A 22,768-nucleotide genomic window follows, 5' to 3' on the forward strand; every position below is an offset into this window, starting at 1 on the left:
CTAAAATAATTTTAAAATAAATAGCACCACACTTCGTAAACTCACCAACATTACAATAATCCCAACAGCCACCATAATCGTTTTTGCTGAAATTTTATTCGAAACCTTCGCTGCAATTGGTGATGCGATTGCACTTCCAATAATCAGACCAAGGACCGCTTCCCAATGTTTACCACCAAGCATGGTAAAAAAGGTTAATGAACTTAATGTGGCAATAAAAAAACGACTGATTTTTACTGTCCCAAGCGAAAATAACGGATGCCTGCCCCCAGCAATTAAGCTTGATAATACGATAGAACCCCATCCACCACCAAAAGCAGCATCGATAAAACCACCTACGAAACCTAAAAGACCGATTTTTTTAATTTTATGCTCTGCTTTTTTTCTTTTAATATTGAAGGCTTTCATTAAGATAACACCACCTAAAAACAAAGTATAAACTGCAACAACCGGTTTTACATAAGAACTGTAATGTTCCAGTGAGGATAAAATGTAAGCACCTAACACTGCACCAATAATGGCCGGAATAATTAATATTTTAAAGAGTTTCCAGTTTACATTACCCATTTTATAATGCATCCAACCGGCTATACCATTACTCATTACCTCGGAAATGTGAATGGCCATACTTGCCGATGCAGGTGGTAAACCCATTGCTAAAGAAAATGATGCCGAGGTTACACCATACGACATCCCTATTGCTCCATCAATCAGCGCAAACACAAAACCTGCACCTAAAAACCAATAAAATAAAGGATCTATGTTGATAAAAAAGGTTTGAAATTCCGGTTCGGTATTCCATAAGGTAATACCTGCGGTTCCTAACAGTAAAATTGCCGCCAGCCAGATTAACCATTTAATATTAGCTTCAAAAAAATTCTTTCTCGGGTTCACCAAACTTTCGGTAACCTTATTCAATTTTTTAACCTTAGCCGTAAAATCACCATTTAAGGTATTTCTTAAGGCGCTCATGTTTTGTAAGGTTGCATCCAGCTCTGCCGGCAAACCTTCATTTAATATCTGTTTTAGTCGCTTGGCTATGGTTGGCGATTTACCATTGGTTGAAATGGCAATCTTTAAATCACCTTTCTGAACAATAGAACCTAAATAAAAATCGCAAAGTTCAGGTTTATCCGCTACATTGATTAATAAGCCTTTTTCATGCGTTACTGCCCTGATTTCTTCATTTAAAATTTGATTATTTGTTGCTGCAAAAACAATATCAATATCGTTTAAGTCGTCAACATCAAAGCTTTTTTGCTTGATTTTAATTTGAGGATAATCTTTAATAAGCTCATAAACCTCAGGCAAAATCATCTCGGCAACAATTGTAATTTTAGCACGGTTGCTATTGTTTATTATTGCCCTAAGTTTTTCCAGTCCAATATTACCTGCACCAATTAATAATGTATGCAGCTTGTTCAGTTTTACAAAAACCGGGAACAGCTGATTACCTTTTTCCTCTTCAGAAAAAGTTTGTTCATTATCTTGTTGGTTAGGCGATAGCTGCATATTGTTTGACCAGTTTTTTAAATGAAGGATGTAATGAAACAACTTCGCCAAAAATAAGTAAGGCCGGCGCTTTGATGTTTTCCTGCTTAACCAGATCCTCTATATTTTCTACTCTCCCAATGACCAGTTTCTCATCTTCTGCTGAGCCATTTTGAATAACGGCCGCCGGTAAATGATTTTTACCCGAAGCTTTAAAGATTTCTACAATTTGAGGAAGTTTTTTTAAACCCATTAAAATTACCACTGTTGCGTTTGATTCGGCTGCCTGATAAATATCGGCAGATACTGCTCCTGAAGTTGTGGTGCCGGTAATTACCCAAAAACTTTCGCTTAAACCCCGGTGGGTAACCGGAATTTGCTGTAAACCGGGTACACCAATAGAACTGGAAATACCAGGGATAACACTTACCGGAATGCTGTAAGAAGCTGCATAGTCAAGCTCTTCATAACCTCTTCCGAAAACAAATGGATCGCCACCTTTTAAGCGTACTACATGACCATAATTAAGGGCATAATCAATCATTAGTTTGTTAATGGTATCTTGTGGATAAGAATGTTCGCCGGAGCGTTTACCTACGTAAACTTTAATTGCATCTTCAGGAGCATGTTCTAACAAAGCCTCATTGGTTAAGGCATCGTATAAAACCACATCTGCTGTTTGCAAAGCTTTAACACCTTTTAAAGTTAATAAATCCGGATCACCCGGACCAGCGCCTAAAAGGGTTATTTTGGATTCTTTATTTAATTTTTGCTCAATCATGATTATAATGCTATTACAGCCCTTTTGGCTTTGATCTGGTTTAAAAATTGATTTGCATCTTCAAAATATTGCTGTGCAAATTCTGCTGAAGGTTCATTTTTGTTGATTTGTAAAACCAAATCTGAAAAAGAAGTCTTTAAAGAAAATTCGCCGCTCTCTACATAATGGTTATCAAATTCGCGGATTACTCCCACTTGTGTGCTGCTGTTTATTCCTTTATCTAAAAGCAGAGATTTTGCTGCGCTTACAAAGGTGCTGTAGGTATGATAAATGGCATCTGCATAGGCTTTTTTATCCAAGTTCTGCTTTGCCCAATCAAATTTTTCATCTGCTTCAAGTAATAAAGTTGCAACTAAATCAATTACTACTCCTGCACATTCGCCTACGCCAATTGCGGTTTCAAATTGTTCTACATGGCCCCAATCCACAAATTCTTCGTTTTGAAGATTAGTTAAATCTGCCAGCGGCTTTAAAAGCTGGTAAAAATGATCCTTACCTTTCCTGTCGTAATAGGCATGGAAATTTTCATCTTCCAGGTTATTGGCTTTAAAATCATTTAAAATATAGTGCAATACACTTGTAGCTCTTTTTGATGGCACTTTAATAACCCTTTCGGCTACCCTTCCAACGCCATTTCCAACGGTTCCACCACCAAGCATTACCTGTACCGCCGGTACTACTTTACCTGACGCCTTTACCGAGCTGCCATGAAAACCAATTTCGGCCAAACCATGCTGACCGCAGGAATTCATACAGCCACTGATTTTAATTTTAATGTTCTTTTCGTAAATAAATTCAGGAAAATCTGTATAAATCACGTCTTCCAAAACCTCTGCTAAAGTCATTGAGTTGGAGATGCCCAGGTTACAGGTATCTGTTCCGGGACAAGTTGTAATATCAGCCAAACTATCAAAACCGGCCGTTGTGTAGCCAATTTTGTTTAACGCTACGTATAATGAAGGCAAAGCTTCTTTACTTACGAATTTTAAAAGTAAGCCCTGGTTTTGAGTAATTCTCACTTCATCTGCAACATGGGGTCTGATTGCCTCCACCAAAGCCCGGGCTTTATCTGTTTTAATATCGCCAACCTGCACTTTAATGTACACCCCATAAAAACCACTTTGCTTTTGTTCTATTACATTTGTAGCCAGCCAGTGTTTATAGTGTTTTTCGTTTTCTATAGTTACTTCGCCATAGTTTTGCGCTAAAGGCAAAGGAGGTTGAGGAACCGTATTTAAATTAATTTTAAACGTTTTTACTTTATTGGCAATACGTTCTTCAGCCACCAAACGTAAAACCTCTTCCAAACCTAGTTTCTGAACTAAGTATTTTAAACGGGCCTTATTCCGGTTGGTCCGCTCACCGTAACGGTCGAAAACCCTTAAAACAGATTCAGTAAAAGGAATTAACTGGTCTTCAGGTAAAAACTCGTGTACGGCATTGGCCAGAAAAGGCTGGGCGCCCAAACCACCAGCAAACAAAACCTTAAATCCACGTGCTCCTTTTTCGTTTAATTTAGGGATAAAACCTAAATCGTGAATATAACTATACGCCGTATCTTTATCACTCGAAGAGAACGAAATCTTAATCTTTCTGCCCATTTCCTGGCAAATCGGGTTTCGTAAAAAGTAAGCAAAAACAGCTTGTGCATATGGAGAAACATCAAACGGTTCATCCGGATCAATCCCTGCATTGGGTGAAGAAGTTACATTACGAACTGTATTTCCACAGGCTTCGCGAAGTGTAATATCATCCTGCTCCAGTTTTGCCCAAAGTTCCGGTGTTCTATCTAAACTCACATAATGAATTTGAATATCCTGGCGGGTAGTTAAATGCAGGTTTCCGCTTCCATATTCATCGGCAATATCAGCAATACGCAGCAATTGCTTAAAGGTAACTTTACCAAAGGGCAATTTAATACGCACCATTTGTACCCCGGGCTGACGCTGGCCATATACCCCACGGGCTAAACGTAAACTCCTAAATTTTTCGTCGTGTATGGTTCCGTCCCTAAAAGCCCTGATTTTTTTCTCTAAATCGATAATATCCTGCTCAATAACCGGGTTTTCGAGTTCTGTTCTGAAACTTTGCATGTTTTGTTGTTTTGCTTTTATTCAAAAAATGCTTCCTTTTTTACCGGGAAGCATCAAATATTTTTATATAAATTATAATTATAGATCGCCCCTTATGCCACTTTACAGTAGCAACACATCAGTTGGTTACGCATATCATTATAATTTGTATTGAATTTCATCCGCCAAATATATAAAGTATATAGGAATAGTCGTAATTTTTTGTAAAAAATTTTAAACCAACATTTTCAGCTTGTCTTCACGGGCAATCACATCGGCAATACTGGTCTCAGCCAAAACCTTTAAAGTGGCGTCTCTTACATCAATAAAAGCACTTCTAATGCCGCAGGTTACTTCGTCCGTGCACTCATCGCATTTGTGATAAAAATTTAAACTTGCACATGGCACCATTGCAATTGGCCCATCGGTAATCCTCATGACTTGTACCAGGAAAATTTCTTCCGGTTTTTTATTCAGACTATAACCGCCTCCTGCTCCTTTTTTACTGTACAAAAAGCCGGCATTACGTAAATCGAGCAGAATTTGCTCGAGGAATTTTTTAGGAATATGCTCCTCCTCTGCTATTTTTGAAATTTGCATAGGTGGTTTCTCTACATTTTTGCCAAGTGCGACTAAAGCCTTTATGGCATATTTTGTTTTTTTGGATAGCATATGCACAAAGCTAATAAAAGAATGTAAAATTTAAAACCTGTGTGCTTTTAAATTGACGTTTAAATGTACACATTTCAAATTTCAGGCTTTGCAAACAAATCTTTTACAATAGCGGCCACTATTTGGGTGCTTTAATCAAACAATCGTAAAAATATCAGTCACACAAAACTTCCAGGTATTTATCTGCGTTTAAAAGCTACTTTTATCAAAATTTACATTTTAACTCTATAAATGAAGAGAAGATTTAACCTTTTACCCATCATCCTGTTCGCTTTAGCCTTTTTATTAATTAATGCTTATGTGCTTTCGGGCCTTAGTACAATCTTCCATCAGTCCTGGTTAGCTCCTGTATTTTGGCTTGCCGTTATAGGTCTTTCTGTTGCCTTATTTTTTGCAATCACAAAAATGAGGCGCTCCGGCATGAATAAGTTTTTTCAAATTATAAGCCATGCATTTTTAATTCTCCTGGGCTCAGAGCTGGTTTTCGCTATATTTTTAATCATTGGCGATCTGTACCGCTTAATCCTCACTGTAAATTCAAATTTTACATCTGCCGGATTTCACTGGGTTGCCAGAAATAATTATTGGGTAGATTTCTCATTGTTCATGTTTGCCATAACCCTGGCCCTTTTTGCTTATGGAATAACGCTCGGCAAATATGCTTACCGGGTAATTAAGCATACTTTATTTTTTGATGATTTGCCCGTAAGTTTCGATGGTTTTACCATTACACAAATCTCTGATGTGCATGCCGGAAGTTTTACCAATCCGGTAGCCGTACAAAAAGGAATCGACATGATTAATGCACAAAAAAGTGATCTTTTTGTTTTTACCGGCGATTTGGTTAATAATGCGGCTTCGGAAATTAAACCTTATCTGGGACATTTTTCTCAGATTAAAGCGCCATACGGACAGTTTTCCATTTTAGGGAACCATGATTACGGAGATTATATTAAATGGCCAACTGAAGCAGATAAAGTACAAAATCTTCAACAACTAAAAGAATATCACAAAGATTTAGGTTTTAAACTTTTACTGGATGAACATGTGGAACTGATTAAAAACGGAGAGAAGATTATTTTAGCGGGTATAGAAAACTGGGGAATTGGGTTTGGGGAGCGTGGCGATTTAGAAAAAGCTTTGAGAAACACAAATGTGAACGATTTTAAGGTACTCCTTTCTCACGATCCTTCTCATTGGGATGCTCAGGTCAAGCAATTTCCTTCTAAAATTCAACTTACCCTTGCAGGTCATACACATGGAATGCAGTTTGGAATTGAAGCCTTCGGAATTAAATGGAGCCTTGTAAAATACCGGTATAAACATTGGGCAGGTATTAAAACAGAAAATAACCGCTACCTAAACATTAACCGTGGTTTTGGTTTTCTGGGTTTTTCAGGGCGTATCGGCATCTGGCCGGAAATTACAGTGATCGAATTGAAAAGAAAAACAGAAAACAACTAAGTAAATAGTTAATAAATTATTATCTTGTTCCCTATAAATATTTAATTGATGAGAACAATCTTAATTATTCTGTTTACCATTTTCTTTGCAGAAACGCCTACTATTGACAATGATAAAGATCGCTGGAAGCCCTATTATACAGATGCCAATCCTGACCTTACTGCAGATAAATGGTTTTTGCCATTTGATGTGAGCAATCGCAAAGAGGTTAAAAACATTAAAATCATCAGCATATTCGGCGATCACCGGGATAGTTTTTACAAAGGCCATATCCATACCGCGATCGACATTAACCCGGCCAAACCAAAAACAAAGCTGGTCGCTGTTTATCCAATGGCCAATGGCGTAGTTTGCTCCATTCATCTTGGCGAAAACCAACGTACAGTTGTGGTAAAACATAAATTAAAAGATGGAAAGATCATGTTTACCACTTACAAACATCTTAAAGAAGTTTATGTATCTAACGGACAACAAGTTAACCCTAACACTAAATTGGCCCGCTTATTTACGCCTGAAGAAAGTAAAAAATATGGCGGCGATTACCATCATTTGCACCTGGAAATACGCAAAAAATTTGATGATTATGGCTGTGCCAGCTGGTTAACCATGAATAAAACCCAGTTAAACGACCGTTATTTCAATCCTCAGGTTTTTATTAAAGAGCATGTAAAATAAGTTCTTCATTTTTATAAACAATAAGCCCAATCCATAACTGAATTGGGCTTTATTGCGGATATTCTTTTAAATCTTGTCTTAATTTACGTTGCAATCATCATTTGATACGGCATCTACGGTTAAAACCTTAACCGCAGCTGGTCCCTGAGGGCATGACTTAATTTCAATGTTATCATTAGAATTGTAATGGTATTTGACATAAAAAATTTTGTTCTGAATCCGGTAGCTTTCGGATACATTAATTAAAGCAGCCTGGTATTCAATAATTTTTCCGTCGTTATCTTTTATAGGTGTGGCATCTGTATTTGTAGTGCCAAAGCTCACCAATACCGAGCCCTGTTCTGTACAGTAATTTGAAATGTATTTAACCTGGTAACATTTTGTTTGTTTAATATCTTTTTCGCAAGAAAAAAGGAAGGTGGTAAAAGCAGCTGTTAAAAATAGGGAGGTTCGCTTCTTCATAAGTTTATGTAATCATTAGTGACGGCAAAATTATAAAAGGTGTAAAGTTTATTGGCTAAAACCAATCGATAACCCGAAAACCGTGTTTAGTATTCGGTTTTCCGTGTTTAGTTTTTTTTCAGATGCATAGGCGGCTCTTTTTTAGGTTCAATAGTTTTATTTATCTTTTATAAAACGCTGGTCCGAACAAAAACGCTACACCCGTGATGGAAAATTATACAAAAGAATATTCGAAGAATGAATGCACAGATAGTCAAAAAACCATAATCAATATGGTTTTACAAGATGGGTTAATTAAAATATAAAGTGATTTTACTCTGCAGTACGATTCCAAATGTCGCCATATAAATCCGGGTGACGTTTAAATTGTGCATGCACATAAGGACAAAGTGGGATAACTTTTAAATTGTGTGCTCTGACATAATTCACCATCGAAGCCAGCAATTGTCCGGCGTAGCCCTTACCCGATTGATCTTCATCAACTTCGGTATGGTAAACCGTTAAGTCGGTTCCGTTAATTTCGACAATCATTTCACCAATTTTCCGTCCTTCATCATATAAGTTAAATGCAGCAGGCTCTCCGTTACCGGTTTCAAATTTTATTTCTGACATGATATTATGCTTTTGCAGAACTAAGATAAACAATAGTCTTACAAAAAACACAGGCAATTGTCTATTTCTGCTTATTGAATCTCAGTATTTACAAATGGATAACATGGATTAAACACTAATCATTTTTAGCCCAGATTTTTATGTTTTTTACCCCATTTTTCGAGTTCTTTAATTATCGGCAAAAGCTCATACCCTATTTTCGTTAATTCATACTCCACACGGGGCGGAACCTCTGCATAAACCGTTCGTTTAACGATTTTACTTTCTTCCAGTTTTCGTAATTGAAGGGTCAGCATTCGTTCGGTAATATTTGGCAAACACTTTTTTAACTCCCCAAATCTGTGTTTCCCCTTAATCAGATAACAACAAATGGCTAATGACCATTGCCCTCCGATAATATTTGAAGCATAAACTTCTAAACATTCTTCTGTAAGCGCTTTTTTGTTCGCAGCATGGGTTGAACTTTCTTTAATTTTTGTCATTACTTACATTTTTTATAGTACCATACAATGGGTTGCTAATGTACAAAATGTACGTATTGCAAAGTATTTTTGCCGTCATTGATTTTAAGTTTAATACTATATGAGCACCTTAATTATCGTCATTCACCCCAATATCAAAGATTCGGCTATCAATAAAAGATGGATTGAGGAACTGAATAAATATCCCGAAAAATATGCTGTTCATCAGCTACACGAAGTTTATCCTGATGAAAAAATTGATGTGGTACTGGAGCAAAAGCTGATTGAAGCTTATGATAAAATTGTTTTTCAGTTTCCATTTTACTGGTTTAGCTCCCCTCCTTTTTTTAAAAAATGGTTAGATGAGGTTCTTACCTATGGTTGGGCTTATGGCAGCAAAAGCGGTTATAAAGTTGCTGAAAAGAAAATTGCCCTGGCAATTACCGTTGGGATAGCCGAACAAGAATACAATCGATCTGAAAAATATAAATATACTTTAGCCCAATTAACAAGACCATTTGAACTTACTTTTGAATATATCAAAGCAGATTACAAGCCCTCTTTTGCTTATTATGGGATGGAGTTAAACGCTTCAAAAGAATGGATTGAGAAAAGTGTTCCGCTTTACATCGATTTTTTAGATGCTTTGTAGATATTTTTCTATCATCATTATTGAATAAGTAAAGTACATTAACCCAAGCCCTGAAAGAATAGCTTCACAAACATATAGACACATTTTTAATAAAAAATAATCCCGGTCAAAATAAATACTACTATTTCTATAGATTATATATAATATTTTTTATATTTGCCTAACCTTAATTCGGTTTCTGTTTACAGTAAATGGGATTAAAAATATAGTCATGTGGCCGAGTGGTTTAGGTACAGGTCTGCAAAACCTTTTACGGCGGTTCGAGTCCGCCCATGACGTCAAATTAGGATAATTTGGTTATCATATATTTGTTTTGTTGTTAACAAAGCTATCTGGATGGATAGCTTTGTTGCTTTTAGTCTTTTTTATAATTCAGGGTCATCTATACCTCCTCTGTGTTAGGATATATCATTATCCTCCAGTATACAAATTCGTTTTTTCATCATTTCTATTCAAAATAAACCCTCATTATCAATACCTTATCCAAACAACCATTACTATTGGCAATTGTTTACTTATTTAATCAGGTGTAGCGTATACCTTTGTTTACTCGTTTATGCAATAAACAACCGGATATGAAAAAATACCATTACATTTTGATTTTGCTGATAACAGGAACTTTTTTAGCTGCTTGTAAGAAAGATAATATGGTTTATCAAAGTGATTATACCAAAAGCTACCAGGCCTGGTTAAACTTTAAAGCATCAACCAGCAACGCTTACCGCTATCAGGCTAATACAGCATCCTGGACGGGTTATAGCTCGCAAACGATAATTACCGTACAAAATGGTGAGGTTGTTAAACGAAGTTATGTTGCCAAAAATATTGATCAAAAAACACATGCGGTAATTGTTTTAAAAGAATGGATTGAAGACAAAGCCAGCCTGAATACTCATCAGGAAGGGGCAGCAACTAAAACCCTAGATGAAGTATATTTGATGGCAAAAAATGAATGGTTACTGAAAAGAAAAGATGCTGAAACGTATTTTGAAGCCAAAAATAATGGAATGATCTCTTCCTGTGGTTATGTAGAAAATGGTTGCCAGGATGATTGTTTCACAGGAATTTCTATAGGCTTTATCGAAAAATTATAGCTGCAAATTAAATCCTGCAGAAGTTGCTTATAAAAAGAATGGAGGAGTTAACCACAACTCCCCCATTAATCAACTAACTATAACCTAAACTGATCAAAAGTAAATATTATTTTTATCAAACGCAACAATATTGCATTTATTTTATTTACGAATCTCTAAATCCTAATCCAGATAACCTGCTAAAAAATCAAGCACCACTGCACAACAAAGGATACTATTATGTAATTTTAAAACACAATCATTAAATCAATCTACCTAATCCCTATGTAAATGAATGATGTATCCACTCAACCTATACCACCCAATCAACGAACCTTAATAGTAGATATACTTAGAGGCTGGGCACTTCTTGGTGTAGTTTTAATGAACTATTTTGACTTTTTTGTAATCGACAAAGATTTTGAAGTTTTTAAGCCAGATACTTTAACAAGCACATTAATGTATTTCATGAAGACCGTTTTTGCAGCGAAATCATGGACGATGCTCAGCTTATTATTTGGCTACGGCTTTGCTGTTTTAATGAATAATGTAAGCAACAAAGGGCACAATCCGTATGCGTTTTTTGCAGGCCGCATGTTTTGGCTGCTGGTACTGGCATTAATTAACAGTGCACTCTTTTTTGGTGATATACTTAAGGATTATGCCATTTTAGGATTACTGCTGTTGTTGTTTTATCGAAGTTCGCCTAAAACCAGCTTTATTGCAAGCTTAATTTTATTGTTCTCCATTCCGGTGCTTCACGCCTATATCAACTCGTTAAATACAGCGAAAACAAACCCACTAAGTCCATTATTTTATCTGTATAAAAGCAGCAATTTAACAGATGTGTTAACCTTTGGGCTTAAAGGCACCTATGTTGGCCAGATTATAAGCAAACCTTATCTTTATACGGTACATGTTGTAATGTTTTGTTGCTTCTTATGGGGATTTACTTTGTACCGGATTAATTTCTTTAACAATCTTAAATTAAAAACAAAACAGGTAAAAAAGGCCTTTTGGTTTTCGCTGGGTATTACTTTGTTGCTTACCGCTTTTTTATTGATTGATAAAAATTTAAAATGGACGAGCAAAAAATATTATAATGTACAATACTGGCTGATTCTAAGTTCGATGATATTTATAGTTAGTGTAATATGCTGGTTGTACATTGCCGATAAAAGCAAACGCTTTTTTGCTGCTCTGGCTGTGATGGGAAAAATGACCCTGACCAATTATATGATGCAAAATTTAATAGGTATGCTCCTGTTTTCGGGTTTTGGGCTGGGCATTTGGACCAGCAAACCGATTTGGTTTTACCTTATACTGGCTATCGGCATTTATACCATCCAGGTTTACTTTAGCCGCTGGTGGCTGACCCGTTATAATTATGGACCGGTAGAGTGGATTTGGCGCCAATTGAGCTATCAAAAACGTTTGCCGCTAAAAAAGCAAAAATAAACTCTGTAAGTTCCAGGCGTTAACCTTCTTCTAGGTTTTTAATTTAACCAACCGGGAATCATTAAAACAACACAAGCCTTAGATCAGGCTAAGACTTGTGTTGTTCTTTTTTAACGTTTTGGTGGAAAGTTTACCACCCGCCAAAAAAAGGCCAGCCATTTCTCCATTCCGGAGTTTTTTTCGTTTTTCATATCTTTTTATAGATTTTAAAAATGTAATGTTATTACCTGAAGAAACTATTCCCTTCAGGTCAATCTTTTAAAGAAAATATAAATGAAAAGGGATGCATTGTGTAGTCTAAAAAAATTAATTCACATTTATTTTTCAATTAAATCCATTATGTAAACATAAAAGCCGCAAGTTACAGCATTAATAAATAAATATTTATTGTTTTTCAATAAATATTTATTTATATTTGAATTATAAACTTAAACTAAAAATCAAATGGAAATTAGTACAAAACAAATTTCGAAAATATTGCTCATCATTTCATGGGTAATATTTATTGGCTTATGTATAGAAGCTGGTGGTTATATATTCAGTGCTTTTTATACTTTAGTAATCAACCCGGATAATGCGGCACATTTTTGGGAACGAAATGATTTGTCAGGTCTTTATAAATATGACCCCGGGCATTTTTTTGTTGAAACCTTGCTTATAAGTATTGCAGCAGTAATGAGGGCCTGCATTTTTTACCTGATTATAAAAATCTTAAACGATAAAAAGGTGAACATTGCGCAGCCATTCAACACAGAAGTCAGACATTTCATTATTAAACTATCATGCCTGACTTTTGGAATTGGCTTATTTACGGCATGGGGTGTTGGTTATACCGAATGGCTAATTACAAAAGGTGTAAAAATGCCCGATACCCAACATTTACATTTAGGTGGAGCAGATGTATGGCTGTTTATGGGTGTTATACTTTTAGTGATTGCACAGGTTTTTAAAAAGGGAATTGAAATTCAAACAGAAAACGAATTAACCGTATAATTATGCCTATTATAGCAAATCTTGATGTGATGATGGCCAAACGAAAAATGTCATTAAATGAACTTGCAGAAAAAGTGGATTTGACCCTGGCCAACCTGTCAATACTCAAGACAGGAAAGGCAAAAGCAATTCGTTTCAGTACGCTAGAGGCCATTTGTAAGGCTTTGGATTGCCAGCCGGGTGATATTCTGGAATATTCTAATCCTTAACATTTACGCCTTAGTTTTAAATGCCGGATCTTAAAATATACTTACCTTAACATAAATTTATATTATGGCTACTCTACAGGAACTGGTTGAGCAGATTGAACTGCATTCAATTGAAGGGATAAATCAATGTTTTGAAAACGGTATTGATCCTAACATTCAATTTAATGGGAAGCCACTAATTTATGAACTGATTAGTGAGTATACCCGAAGCCCCAGGTTTAAAGATTGTGTTAAAACTTTTGTAAATCATGGGCTGAAATTCGAAGATTCAATACTTTTATCGGTATTACTGGACGACGCAAAGACATTGGAAAATCAATTGAAAGATAATCTGCATGGGCTTACTAAAAAATACAGCCTGCGCTGTGCCTATACACCTTTAAATGAGGTTACGTTATTACACATTTGTGCAGAATTTAATCATGTTTCCTGTGCAAAGGTACTAGTTAATTATGGCGCTGATGTGAACGCCGCTGCTGGTATTAATGCAATGGGCTTTGGCGGACAAACTCCAATTTTTCATACCGTAAATCAAAATAGTGATCAATCGTCAGCCATGCGTAATTATTTACTCGAACAGTCTGCAGACCTGAAGATCACAGTTCCTGGTCTTATCTGGGGAGCGGGTTATGATTGGGAAACATTTATTCCGGCGGTTAATCCAATTAGTTACACCATGATGGGATTGTTGCCTCAAATGCACCGCAGCCAAACGGTAATTGCAAACGTAGTCTCTCAATTAATGAAATCTTGTTATCATATCGTTTACGCTCCCTTAAATGTTCCTAATAAATATCTTGGTTAACGGTTGTTGACTTAATTATTCGAATTGCTTTTCAGCATTTGCCGAAATCTCATAATGGCAATCATTATAGGCAATTAGCCTTACCAAATCTGTCCTGCCTTTCCCGTAGCGAAATGTTTACTAACCTCTTGTGCTTATCATTTGCATCTGCAATATCAATTTGCTGAATTAGCCACTCCAAAATTTCGCATCTGAGTGGATCTTAATATTAACTGGACGCTTAGTTCCTAGCCTGGCGCCAGGCAAAAGTTGTGCATTTGCAATATTATTTAACTGTTCGCTCCCGCACATGGATATGTACGATAATGAACACCTTAACGCCTTAAAAAATATTAAAACCATGATTACAAGCACCTTACCACCGAAATTTCACTTTGGCATCAGCTTGGTTAAAATGAGACCAAATGGTACAACCCGATAATTGATCTCCATTGGGAAACGGTACCACAATATATTTTAACAATTATTAATATTCAATAACTGAATGAAACGCAACATGAAAACCCGAATCAAAATCCTGATTGTAAAGGCGTTTGCCGCAATCTTATTCTTAACCGCTATCGCTCCTGCAAGTGTTTATGCAACAGAAAACAAACCTTTAAAACTTTATAAAATTTTACCCTTCCGGAAAATCTCAGTAAAAGGCAATGTCGAAGTAATACTTATCCAAAGACAGGCTATCGGCATTTCTTATACAGATGATAATGTAGGATACGCTAAAGTTGTGCAACTGGGAGAAACGCTCAACATTACCGGAACGGGTAAGGAAACTAGCAAACTTATTATTTATGTAAACGATCTCTTCAGAATTGACGCGGAAGAAAATGCTGTTGTAAGAACCGATGGCATGCTAACAACCCGGTTTCTTCAGGTGGTTTTAAAAGGAAATGCTCATGCAGATATTCATACCAAAACCCAGGGTTTGTATACTTCAATCCAGGATCAATCTGACCTGCGCTTAAAGGGATATACTGACAGACATTTCCTTTTCGCAGACGAAATGCCAAAATTGACCGTTGATGGTTTTGTGGCCCTGCATACCCAACAAGATTAATTCAAAGATATGCCTAAGCTTATAAATACAGCCTGATCATTTACATTGAAATTTAGTTGACTGAAGCAAAACATTTCTTTTCAGTCAATTAATACGGGAAGGAAACTAGCTATTGTTGTTTCTGACATCATCAATACCCCTTTTTAAATTGTAGATGATGACTGAGCTTTCGACGACAAAAAGTTTTTAAAAAACTTATTAGTAATTTTGCGTCAATGATTTTTTACAAAACTGATGAACAAGTGGAACTGATGCGAATCAGTGCCCTTTTGGTGAGCGAAACCCTTGCTGAAATCGCTAAAATATTACGCCCGGGTTTAGCGACTATTGAAATTGATAAACTGGCGAATGAATTTATTTTAGACCATGGTGCTGTACCATCCTTCTACAATTATAATGGCTTCCCCCATCATATTATTACCTCTGTAAATGATGTAGTTGTGCATGGTTTTCCCGGGAGCGAAACGCTAAAAGACGGCGATATTATTTCTGTTGATGTTGGTGTTATTAAAAATGAATATCACGGTGATCATGCTTACACCTTTGTAATTGGTGATGCGGATAAAGAAATTTTAGACCTGGTTAAAACGACAAAAGAATCGCTTTTTATTGGAATAAATGAGGCTGTTGTTGGTAAACGGTTAGGAGATATTGGTTTTGCCATCCAGCATCACAACGAAAAACAGGGCTATGGTGTTGTTAGAGATTTTGTGGGACACGGACTTGGCAAAAGTATGCACGAAGACCCACAAGTGCCTAATTATGGAAAACGTGGATCTGGTTTGTTGCTCAAAGAAAATTTGGTAATGGCAATTGAACCAATGATTAATCTTGGGAAAAAAGATGTGTATATTGAAAAAGATGGATGGACGGTTAGAACAGCAGATGGTAAACCTTCAGTACATTTTGAGCATGATGTATGCGTTAAGAAAGGCAAAGCACTTATTTTATCGGATTACACACCGATTGAAGCTGCAGAAAAAAACAATGTTAATTTAAAATTCTGCGGATAAATAATTATTTCTCAAAATAAAAACCTCTCTAGCTTAGTTAGAGAGGTTATACGTTCAGACTAAAAAGAACCATTCATAAATCATCTGTTTAATAATATGAATGCGTATGATTTTGAGCAAAATATAAAACCATTTCTAAAGGGAGTTTTTGATAAACTCGCCTTTTTGTATGGCAATCTGATTACCCCATCCAACAATTGCATCAAGTAAAGGGATACAGGATTTACCAAAATCCGTTAAACCGTAAACAACTTTAATTGGCGGCTTTTCGCCATACACTTGTCTTGAAACCAGTCCATCTTCTTCCAGTTGTTTTAATTGCAAGCTTAATGTTCTTTCGGTAACACTTGGCATTTCCTTTCTAAGTTCATTATAACGTTTATCTGCATCTTTCAGGTGATACAAAATAACTGCTTTCCACTTTCCCCCTACCAAATCCATAGCTACACTTACCGTGCATGGGTATAATTTATTATTGACTTTTATAAAATCACTTTGGCATTCTGTATTCATGGCGTTTTAACTATCCTAATGGATAGTTATTGTAAAGTTATTAAACTATAAATAGTTTTGTAACTATAATTTTTATAGTTAAAATTTCACTTAGAAAACAAAAGTATGGGTTCAAATTTAAAAGGTTATGAGAAAAATAAACCGCTCATTACCATTGTGGGCATTTTAGGCAAACAAGGACGCAGTGCAGCACATTCATTACTGCAAAGCGGACGTTATCGCGTACGTGGCATCACCCGTCGTATTGATTCGCTGGAGGCCATGCGTTTGGCAGAACAAGGTGTTGAACTGGTGAGTATACCTCTTGATATTGGATATAAAAAAGATTTCGTAAAAGCATTCCGCGGTTCGGATGGTGTTTTCATGATGACGCCAAACATTGCCCCGCCCCTAACTCATGAACTGGAGCTGGGTAAACAGTTGGCAGATGCCGCTGTTGAAGCAGGAGTACGACAAATTATTTTCAGTAGTTTAGAAAATGTAGAGAAGATTACGAACGGAAAAAAGTTTGCGCCCCACTTTACCGACAAGGCTAAAATTGAGCAATATATCCGTACACTTCCAGTTACCAGTTCCTTTATCTACATGGCTTTTTTTTATACCAATTTAATGGAGTTTTATACGCCTGTAGTAAAAAGAGATAGGCTTGTATTTCCGATTTATTTACCAAAGGATTTTCGTGCTCCATTTGTTGATCCGCTTACAGCCACAGGACCAGCTATTTTAGAAATTTTCTCAAATCCAGATCAATATGCGGGCAAGTCCTTACCCATAATCGGCGATATACTCTCCCCGGAGGAAATGGTCGATACTTTTGTTCAGGTTACAGGTAAGAAAGCCGTATATAGTTCAGCTTATACCCGAAAGGACTTCCTTCATCATTTCCCTGAATTTGGCTCAAATGAGATTTTAGTTAATGAAATTTTAGGCATGGCAGAGTATGCGGTTGAATATGGCTATTTCAGCAAAGACCGGGATTTGCTTTGGAGCCGCCGAATAAACCCTGATAGCCTCACCTGGAAACAATTTTTACAAACCACAGGTTGGCAAGGCCACAAGAAATTATATTGATTACGTTATTGAATCCCGGGTTGGGATTCAATAATATATTTTCTTAAAATACTTTGCAATGCCAGGCAACTTACTTAACTTAATCACAAAGCACTTTATACGTTACAAAATTCAATAGAATGAAGATTTCAAGAACAAAATTCGTTATTCTTTTCGTTGTTTCGGCCTTTGTCTTTCAGTTTATCTCCAATTCACTTTTGGGTCCCGAAGTCCGGCTCTTTCCCGGAAACGGGCAATCTTATCTGGCAACTGAATCGCCAATGACCTGGAAGAGCACTGTATCCACAATTTTATTGCCCATTAAAATTGTTTTAATTGCGCCCTTGTCATATCTATTCGAATTGCCGGATCCGCCTCCGCCTCTTTTGGTTTTAGCCTTTGCCTTATACTGGACCGCCTTAGCATTAGTACTTTATTATCTCCTCAGTAAAATAGGCACCCGTAAAAAACATGATTTTTAGTGCGATCAGAATATTCAGTTATTTATTGTTTTGAGACTTTAGTGTAAAACCTTTCTGAATCATGTTTTTTGGAGGCTTTTTCGCAGTCCATTAACCATCAAAGTGCTTTTGGTCCACAAAATCCCAGAATCGATCCAGAACAACTTCAGATTGTAGTGTGCTAAAAGCTGCCTTAAGCATAGTTTAAAACGGTTTTAGGAGAATGGCTAGTTGAAATATTATATAAGATGTATCTAGTAGAAAGAGTTCGAAAATCATCCAGTCCGCTAGAGTTTTTAAATTTGATTAATTAGTGGTATAAGAAACCCCGTCTATCTGCAATAAGGTACTTCCACTGATAGCCAAAATATTGACTTCTCCAGTTGGCCTAATTAACAGAGTTGCAGAGGAGAATGTTCCGACATTAAAATTGGTGACTTGAAATCTTTTTTCCCTAACTGGCCGAAATAATTGAGGTAATATAAAAATTGTAGTACCTAATGTCTGTATTCCATCTTTAATTGCTCCTCTTAAAATAACCAAACCAGACTCAATTTTTTTTGCTGAAACTTCACTAGTAGAATCATAAGGAATCCAGTTAGCTAATAAAGTTAAGAAAACCTCTACACCGTAGTTGTCAATACCTAAATTATCAACTCCCAATGTCTCAACCTCTGAATTAAGAATACCATAATATGCGTTATCAGTTTTCAAGATATTATGCTTTGACGAAATTCCAAAGCCAATATATTTACCTGCCGCTCCAACTGACATGTCATTTTGAGTAATTACATTTCCGATACTTGTCCCAGATAAATATATTGCATAATCCGAAGTTATAGAACCTATGGAACGAGCAGGGCTAATTGTGTTACCCTGAATTACACAATATATGCAATCTGCTAAATATAGTTGGGACTGGTAAATTCCTAAATAATCTGAGCCCGCACCGTGTTCCAGTTGATTAAAGCAAATTTGTGTTTGTTCCATAGCTAACAATGCAATAGCTCCATGTTGAGTAGTGATGTTATTTTCACGTATAACAATCTGTCTAGCGCCGCCTATGCCACTAAATAATATACCAGGTGAAAGTATCCTGTTACCCGTGATTGTATTTTCGCTTATAGTTATAGAATCACCTACACTATCACCATTTAAGCCATTTTGTATCCAACATCTACGAATAGTAAATGCGAAAAAACCATCCACATTTCTTAAGGAATTATCTAATCTGATGCCAAAATTACCAAAATCTCCGATAAAAATTCTATGAAATTCCCAATTTGAAAAATAAGCATTGATACCCAAATAAACTTCAATACCGTATTTGCCACCTCCTTCAATTTGAGGCTTTATCGTAAAGTCGTGAAAATAGGTACCTGTGTTACTTGTCCTATCTGTAGGTGGTGTAATTCTTACAGCAGAGTCACTGCCTGAATATATGATCTGAGATTGCCACATTCCCTCCCCATATATATGAATCCTTCGTATTATTTCTAAAGTTGTAGAAGTTTTGAAAATACCCTCTGGTATTGATAAAGATATTCCTTGCTTTTGTGCATAATTAATAGCCCCTTGTATTGCTTCATAATCGTCATGAATACCATTGCCCCTTGCACCAAACCACTTAATGTTAACGCTTCCGGTAAAATTCCTTTTAAAATAATCATCTCCAAACTTTACATAAATAACTCCATCCAATTCTAAATCATTCGTAATCTCTGTAGTCTCATTAAATGTTACTTGTTCTCCTGTATACTGATCTAAAATATTTGATATAGTCTTTAGAGAGTCTAATTCATCAATTATAACTTTTTCTACGTCAAGTTCATTTGTATATGTAGGCATGCTGTTAGGAATTTAAATTAAAGACTATTGTTTTTAAATTTATATACTTTTTTCGCTTAACCAATGATGAATGTGATTTTTTATTGAAATTATTACATTATCCGAATTGATTATCGAGGTGAACTAGCCAAATTGATTGGAAAGCACTCTCCCAATTTATTTCATACGTGTTTTGAACGGTTAATTCTGCCGCACACTGGTGGGAGCAAAGATGCATTTTGTCCACAAAAATGTTAATGCTATGCCACTAGAGCAAGTCTTAAGTGCAGCGTGACTTTTGGCATTGATCCTTTTAAAAATCCAAATAAAATATTTTAAATCCAAAAAAGCCACTCATCTCTAAGTGGCTTTCCTTTTTACTTGATAATCCTGTTGACAAGCACCAACTAATTTGTACCCAGCGCCGGAGTCGAACCGGCACGGTTTCCCACAGGTGTTTGAGACCAGCGCGTCTACCAATTCCGCCAGCTGGGCATTTGCTTATTCAGCGGGATGCAAATGTATATAACGAAAGCCAAAATCACAAAATTATTTTAAATTAGATTTAAATAATTTCGCAACGGGTTTAAATACTGTTGTTTGCATTTTCACGACGTTCGTCTTTCAGTTTTTTATCAACTACAAATGGTGCAAATGGCAATAAAGAAGCTAAGAAAATTAAAACAGCTTTACCAAACTTCCACTTTTGCTCTTGCCAGGCCAGTACCAGCGTAGCTGCATAAAGTACAAATAATAAGCCGTGTGCCCAGCCTGTATATTTAACAGCCAAAGGCATATTGGCAAAGTATTTTAGGGGCATGGCAATAAATAACAGCAGGAGGTAAGAGATCCCTTCTGCAACGGCTACTTTACGAAAAATGGAAATTGAACTATTCATTATCTGATTGTTTTGACCGAAAGTAAAACAAAGGATTTGCCAAACAAAAACTAAAAAATGATTTTACAATACGGTGTTACAACGCATTAACGATTAATACGAATATGAATCCGATTTACTTTTTAGGCAGACGTTCTCTGATCCTATTAATATATTTTTGGCGATAAAAAATATCTTTAATGGTACTTAACTGCTGATCCGCATCTGCATTATTTTCATCGTAAACTTTTGTCAGGGCGGCTAATTGATCGGCTAACTTTTGCTCTATTGCATCTACCTCATTGCTTAGGCTTAAAAGTTTGACTGCATCGGGTTCAAATTCCAGATCCATTAAGGCTTCGTTTACCTCCATCATTTCCATTAAGAAAGATTGTGGCAACTGATAACCTTCGTCCGTTTCAACAATGCCTTTTAATTCGAGTACATATTTCAGCCGCTTTGCCGGGTCACTTAAAACCTGGTATGCTTTATTGTTTAAAGTAGAAAGTTCTAAAACTTCCTCCTGTTTCTCTTCGCTTTCGTTGGCATAAAAATCAGGATGATATTTTTTACTGAAAGTATAAAATTTGGCCTTTATAGCATTTAAATCGGGATTAAACTGAACGGGTAATTCGTAAAACTCAAAATAATCGGGAATTTGTTTTTTTTCAGTCATACATAGTATCAATTAAAAAGCCGCAGATCGAACTATTAAAAATCAATAGGTCGCATCTGCGGCTAATATATAAATTTTGTTATTTACCGAAGGATTTTAAAATATCGTTTCCAAAGGCAAATATCATTAAGCCAATCAAAATTACAAAGCCTACCATTTGTGCCCTTTCAAGCACTTTTTCGCTTACTGGCTTACGTTGGATCATTTCGATTAAAAGAAACACTACATGACCACCATCCAGGCCCGGGATAGGCAATAAATTCATAAAAGCTAAGGCCATAGAAATTAATCCGGTTAAAGTCCAGAATTTAATCCAATCGAAAGTACTTCCATAAACTTTTGCAATGCCAATAGGACTGCTGATGTTTCTGGCACTTACCTTACCCGTAATCATTTTGCCAATGCCTTTTGCATTATCTGCAAATGTATTCCAGGCCATATTAGCACCTACCGGAAGTGCGGCAAAAAATCCATAATTCGTTGTGGTCCGTTTAATTTCCTTAAAATTACCCAAATAGCCAATAGTGCCTGTGGTATCTACATTAACAGTTAATTCCATTGGCTTACCTGCCCTGATAATGGATAAACTCGCTGTTTTACCTTTTTTCTTAGCTAAAACAGGTTTTACCTCATCCTGAAAAGTTACCGGAACGCCATCAACGTTAGTTACTTTATCTCCGATTTTTAAACCAGCCTTTTCTGCAGCACTGCCTTTTAAAACTGTATCAACAATGTTTTTTACACGAGGTTCAACAAAAAGTGCTTTACCATCTTTTAACTGGTCTAAAAAGTTATCAGGCACTTTAATTTCAAGGGTTTTATCACCACGGATAACGGTTAACGTAGTACCACCCATTAAAACTTTAGAGCCTTTAAGTTCTTCAAATTTGATCACTTTGGTACCGTTAATGGCTAAAATTTTATCACCATTTTTAAGACCGATCTCGGAAGCAGCTTTACCAACCTGAATTCCATTTACCACCGCACTGTTTGGTGTAAATGTTTCGCCGTATTTAAAGGTAAGCATCCAGAAAATAACGATACCTACAATAATATTTACTATAATACCGCCTAACATAACGATTAAACGTTGCCAGGCTGGTTTGGAACGAAATTCCCACGGTTGAGCAGGTTGAGCCATTTGCTCAGTATCCATACTTTCATCAATCATTCCGGCAATTTTAACATAGCCACCCAAAGGCAACCACCCCACTCCGTATTCTACATCACCTTTTTTGAAACTGAAAAGTTTAAAACCCCATGCATCAAAAAATAAATAAAATTTTTCTACTTTAATACCAAACGCCCTTGCCGCCAGGAAATGTCCTAATTCGTGTAAGATTACTAATAAAGACAATCCGAGCAAAAGCTGCCCCGCCATAATCAATCCATTCATATTTTCTAATAAAATTTTTAT

Annotated in this window: 24 protein-coding genes and 2 tRNA genes; 13 read left to right on the plus strand and 13 right to left on the minus strand. The window is 36.2% G+C overall.

Annotated features, from left to right (window positions below):
* From O0955_RS10165 to O0955_RS10180, 4 genes are all read right to left on the minus strand, one after another.
* Nucleotides 1–1,512, minus strand: coding sequence for a TSUP family transporter (locus O0955_RS10165; RefSeq protein ID WP_269427438.1), 1,512 nt, complete (start codon nucleotides 1,510–1,512; stop codon nucleotides 1–3).
* On the minus strand, nucleotides 1,496–2,272 hold the full coding sequence (gene cobA / locus O0955_RS10170; RefSeq protein ID WP_269427439.1) for a uroporphyrinogen-III C-methyltransferase: 777 nt from the start codon (nucleotides 2,270–2,272) through the stop codon (nucleotides 1,496–1,498). Before cobA ends, O0955_RS10165 begins: the two co-directional genes overlap by 17 nt.
* A gap of 2 nt (nucleotides 2,273–2,274) precedes the next feature.
* Nucleotides 2,275–4,365 (minus strand): HEPN domain-containing protein, encoded by a 2,091-nt coding sequence (locus O0955_RS10175; protein ID WP_269427440.1) that lies wholly within the window; start codon nucleotides 4,363–4,365, stop codon nucleotides 2,275–2,277.
* A gap of 213 nt (nucleotides 4,366–4,578) precedes the next feature.
* Entirely contained in the window at nucleotides 4,579–5,016 is a 438-nt protein-coding gene (locus O0955_RS10180) for an RrF2 family transcriptional regulator (RefSeq protein ID WP_269427441.1), read from the minus strand.
* 231 nt (nucleotides 5,017–5,247) lie between these two features.
* On the opposite strand from O0955_RS10180, the gene O0955_RS10185 reads away from it, so the two are divergent.
* Together O0955_RS10185 and O0955_RS10190 are read left to right on the plus strand one after the other, a co-directional pair.
* A complete protein-coding gene (locus O0955_RS10185) occupies nucleotides 5,248–6,480 on the plus strand; it encodes a metallophosphoesterase (protein WP_269427442.1) in 1,233 nt (410 codons plus the stop codon).
* 48 nt (nucleotides 6,481–6,528) lie between these two features.
* Nucleotides 6,529–7,155, plus strand: coding sequence for a M23 family metallopeptidase (locus tag O0955_RS10190; protein ID WP_269427443.1), 627 nt, complete (start codon nucleotides 6,529–6,531; stop codon nucleotides 7,153–7,155).
* A 78-nt stretch (nucleotides 7,156–7,233) separates the two neighbouring features.
* Here the strand turns inward: O0955_RS10190 and O0955_RS10195 are convergent, their stop codons facing one another.
* The 3 genes from O0955_RS10195 to O0955_RS10205 all read right to left on the minus strand — a co-directional run bounded on the left by O0955_RS10195 (nucleotide 7,234) and on the right by O0955_RS10205 (nucleotide 8,711).
* Complete coding sequence (locus O0955_RS10195; RefSeq protein WP_269427444.1) at nucleotides 7,234–7,617, minus strand: hypothetical protein; 384 nt, start codon at nucleotides 7,615–7,617, stop codon at nucleotides 7,234–7,236.
* Nucleotides 7,618–7,929: 312 nt separating this feature from the next.
* Nucleotides 7,930–8,229: a GNAT family N-acetyltransferase gene (locus O0955_RS10200; RefSeq protein ID WP_269427445.1), complete on the minus strand. Its 300-nt coding sequence runs from the start codon at nucleotides 8,227–8,229 to the stop codon at nucleotides 7,930–7,932.
* 125 nt (nucleotides 8,230–8,354) lie between these two features.
* Nucleotides 8,355–8,711: a winged helix-turn-helix transcriptional regulator gene (locus tag O0955_RS10205; RefSeq protein ID WP_269427446.1), complete on the minus strand. Its 357-nt coding sequence runs from the start codon at nucleotides 8,709–8,711 to the stop codon at nucleotides 8,355–8,357.
* 100 nt (nucleotides 8,712–8,811) lie between these two features.
* Here O0955_RS10205 and O0955_RS10210 point away from each other — a divergent pair, with 100 nt between their 5' ends.
* The 9 genes from O0955_RS10210 (at nucleotide 8,812) to map (ending at nucleotide 15,947) form a co-directional block, all read left to right on the plus strand.
* Nucleotides 8,812–9,342 carry an NAD(P)H-dependent oxidoreductase gene (locus tag O0955_RS10210; RefSeq protein ID WP_269427447.1) on the plus strand — a complete coding sequence of 177 codons (531 nt, stop codon included), beginning with the start codon at nucleotides 8,812–8,814 and terminating at the stop codon, nucleotides 9,340–9,342.
* A gap of 207 nt (nucleotides 9,343–9,549) precedes the next feature.
* Nucleotides 9,550–9,621, plus strand: a tRNA-Cys gene (locus O0955_RS10215).
* A 296-nt stretch (nucleotides 9,622–9,917) separates the two neighbouring features.
* The gene (locus O0955_RS10220; RefSeq protein ID WP_269427448.1) at nucleotides 9,918–10,436 is read left to right on the plus strand and encodes a hypothetical protein; all 519 of its coding nucleotides are present in this window, start codon (nucleotides 9,918–9,920) and stop codon (nucleotides 10,434–10,436) included.
* A 270-nt stretch (nucleotides 10,437–10,706) separates the two neighbouring features.
* A complete protein-coding gene (locus O0955_RS10225; RefSeq protein WP_269427449.1) occupies nucleotides 10,707–11,873 on the plus strand; it encodes a DUF418 domain-containing protein in 1,167 nt (388 codons plus the stop codon).
* A 444-nt stretch (nucleotides 11,874–12,317) separates the two neighbouring features.
* Nucleotides 12,318–12,866, plus strand: a complete 549-nt coding sequence (locus O0955_RS10230) for a DUF2975 domain-containing protein (protein WP_269427450.1) — start codon at nucleotides 12,318–12,320, stop codon at nucleotides 12,864–12,866.
* Nucleotides 12,867–12,868: 2 nt separating this feature from the next.
* A complete protein-coding gene (locus O0955_RS10235; protein ID WP_269427451.1) occupies nucleotides 12,869–13,075 on the plus strand; it encodes a helix-turn-helix domain-containing protein in 207 nt (68 codons plus the stop codon).
* A gap of 64 nt (nucleotides 13,076–13,139) precedes the next feature.
* Nucleotides 13,140–13,880 carry an ankyrin repeat domain-containing protein gene (locus O0955_RS10240; protein ID WP_269427452.1) on the plus strand — a complete coding sequence of 247 codons (741 nt, stop codon included), beginning with the start codon at nucleotides 13,140–13,142 and terminating at the stop codon, nucleotides 13,878–13,880.
* A 496-nt stretch (nucleotides 13,881–14,376) separates the two neighbouring features.
* Nucleotides 14,377–14,934 carry a GIN domain-containing protein gene (locus O0955_RS10245; RefSeq protein ID WP_269427453.1) on the plus strand — a complete coding sequence of 186 codons (558 nt, stop codon included), beginning with the start codon at nucleotides 14,377–14,379 and terminating at the stop codon, nucleotides 14,932–14,934.
* Between the two features lie 215 nt (nucleotides 14,935–15,149).
* On the plus strand, nucleotides 15,150–15,947 hold the full coding sequence (map, locus tag O0955_RS10250; protein WP_269427454.1) for a type I methionyl aminopeptidase: 798 nt from the start codon (nucleotides 15,150–15,152) through the stop codon (nucleotides 15,945–15,947).
* Nucleotides 15,948–16,082: 135 nt separating this feature from the next.
* On the opposite strand, the gene O0955_RS10255 is transcribed toward map, so the two are convergent.
* Nucleotides 16,083–16,460, minus strand: coding sequence for a winged helix-turn-helix transcriptional regulator (locus tag O0955_RS10255; protein ID WP_269427455.1), 378 nt, complete (start codon nucleotides 16,458–16,460; stop codon nucleotides 16,083–16,085).
* Between the two features lie 105 nt (nucleotides 16,461–16,565).
* On the opposite strand from O0955_RS10255, the gene O0955_RS10260 reads away from it, so the two are divergent.
* Nucleotides 16,566–17,531 carry an NmrA/HSCARG family protein gene (locus tag O0955_RS10260; protein WP_269427456.1) on the plus strand — a complete coding sequence of 322 codons (966 nt, stop codon included), beginning with the start codon at nucleotides 16,566–16,568 and terminating at the stop codon, nucleotides 17,529–17,531.
* Between the two features lie 119 nt (nucleotides 17,532–17,650).
* Nucleotides 17,651–17,992 carry a hypothetical protein gene (locus O0955_RS10265; RefSeq protein ID WP_269427457.1) on the plus strand — a complete coding sequence of 114 codons (342 nt, stop codon included), beginning with the start codon at nucleotides 17,651–17,653 and terminating at the stop codon, nucleotides 17,990–17,992.
* Between the two features lie 285 nt (nucleotides 17,993–18,277).
* On the opposite strand, the gene O0955_RS10270 is transcribed toward O0955_RS10265, so the two are convergent.
* The 5 genes from O0955_RS10270 to rseP all read right to left on the minus strand — a co-directional run bounded on the left by O0955_RS10270 (nucleotide 18,278) and on the right by rseP (nucleotide 22,747).
* Nucleotides 18,278–19,819 (minus strand): glycosyl hydrolase family 28-related protein, encoded by a 1,542-nt coding sequence (locus O0955_RS10270; RefSeq protein WP_269427458.1) that lies wholly within the window; start codon nucleotides 19,817–19,819, stop codon nucleotides 18,278–18,280.
* 394 nt (nucleotides 19,820–20,213) lie between these two features.
* Nucleotides 20,214–20,293 (minus strand) — tRNA-Leu (locus O0955_RS10275).
* A 91-nt stretch (nucleotides 20,294–20,384) separates the two neighbouring features.
* Nucleotides 20,385–20,696, minus strand: a complete 312-nt coding sequence (locus O0955_RS10280; RefSeq protein ID WP_269427459.1) for a DUF3817 domain-containing protein — start codon at nucleotides 20,694–20,696, stop codon at nucleotides 20,385–20,387.
* 115 nt (nucleotides 20,697–20,811) lie between these two features.
* The gene (gene hscB, locus O0955_RS10285; RefSeq protein WP_269427460.1) at nucleotides 20,812–21,351 is read right to left on the minus strand and encodes a Fe-S protein assembly co-chaperone HscB; all 540 of its coding nucleotides are present in this window, start codon (nucleotides 21,349–21,351) and stop codon (nucleotides 20,812–20,814) included.
* Nucleotides 21,352–21,430: 79 nt separating this feature from the next.
* Nucleotides 21,431–22,747, minus strand: a complete 1,317-nt coding sequence (gene rseP, locus O0955_RS10290) for an RIP metalloprotease RseP (protein ID WP_269427461.1) — start codon at nucleotides 22,745–22,747, stop codon at nucleotides 21,431–21,433.
* Nucleotides 22,748–22,768 lie beyond the last annotated feature (21 nt).

Source organism: Pedobacter punctiformis, assembly GCF_027213715.1.
Taxonomy (GTDB): Bacteria; Bacteroidota; Bacteroidia; order Sphingobacteriales; family Sphingobacteriaceae; genus Pedobacter; species Pedobacter punctiformis.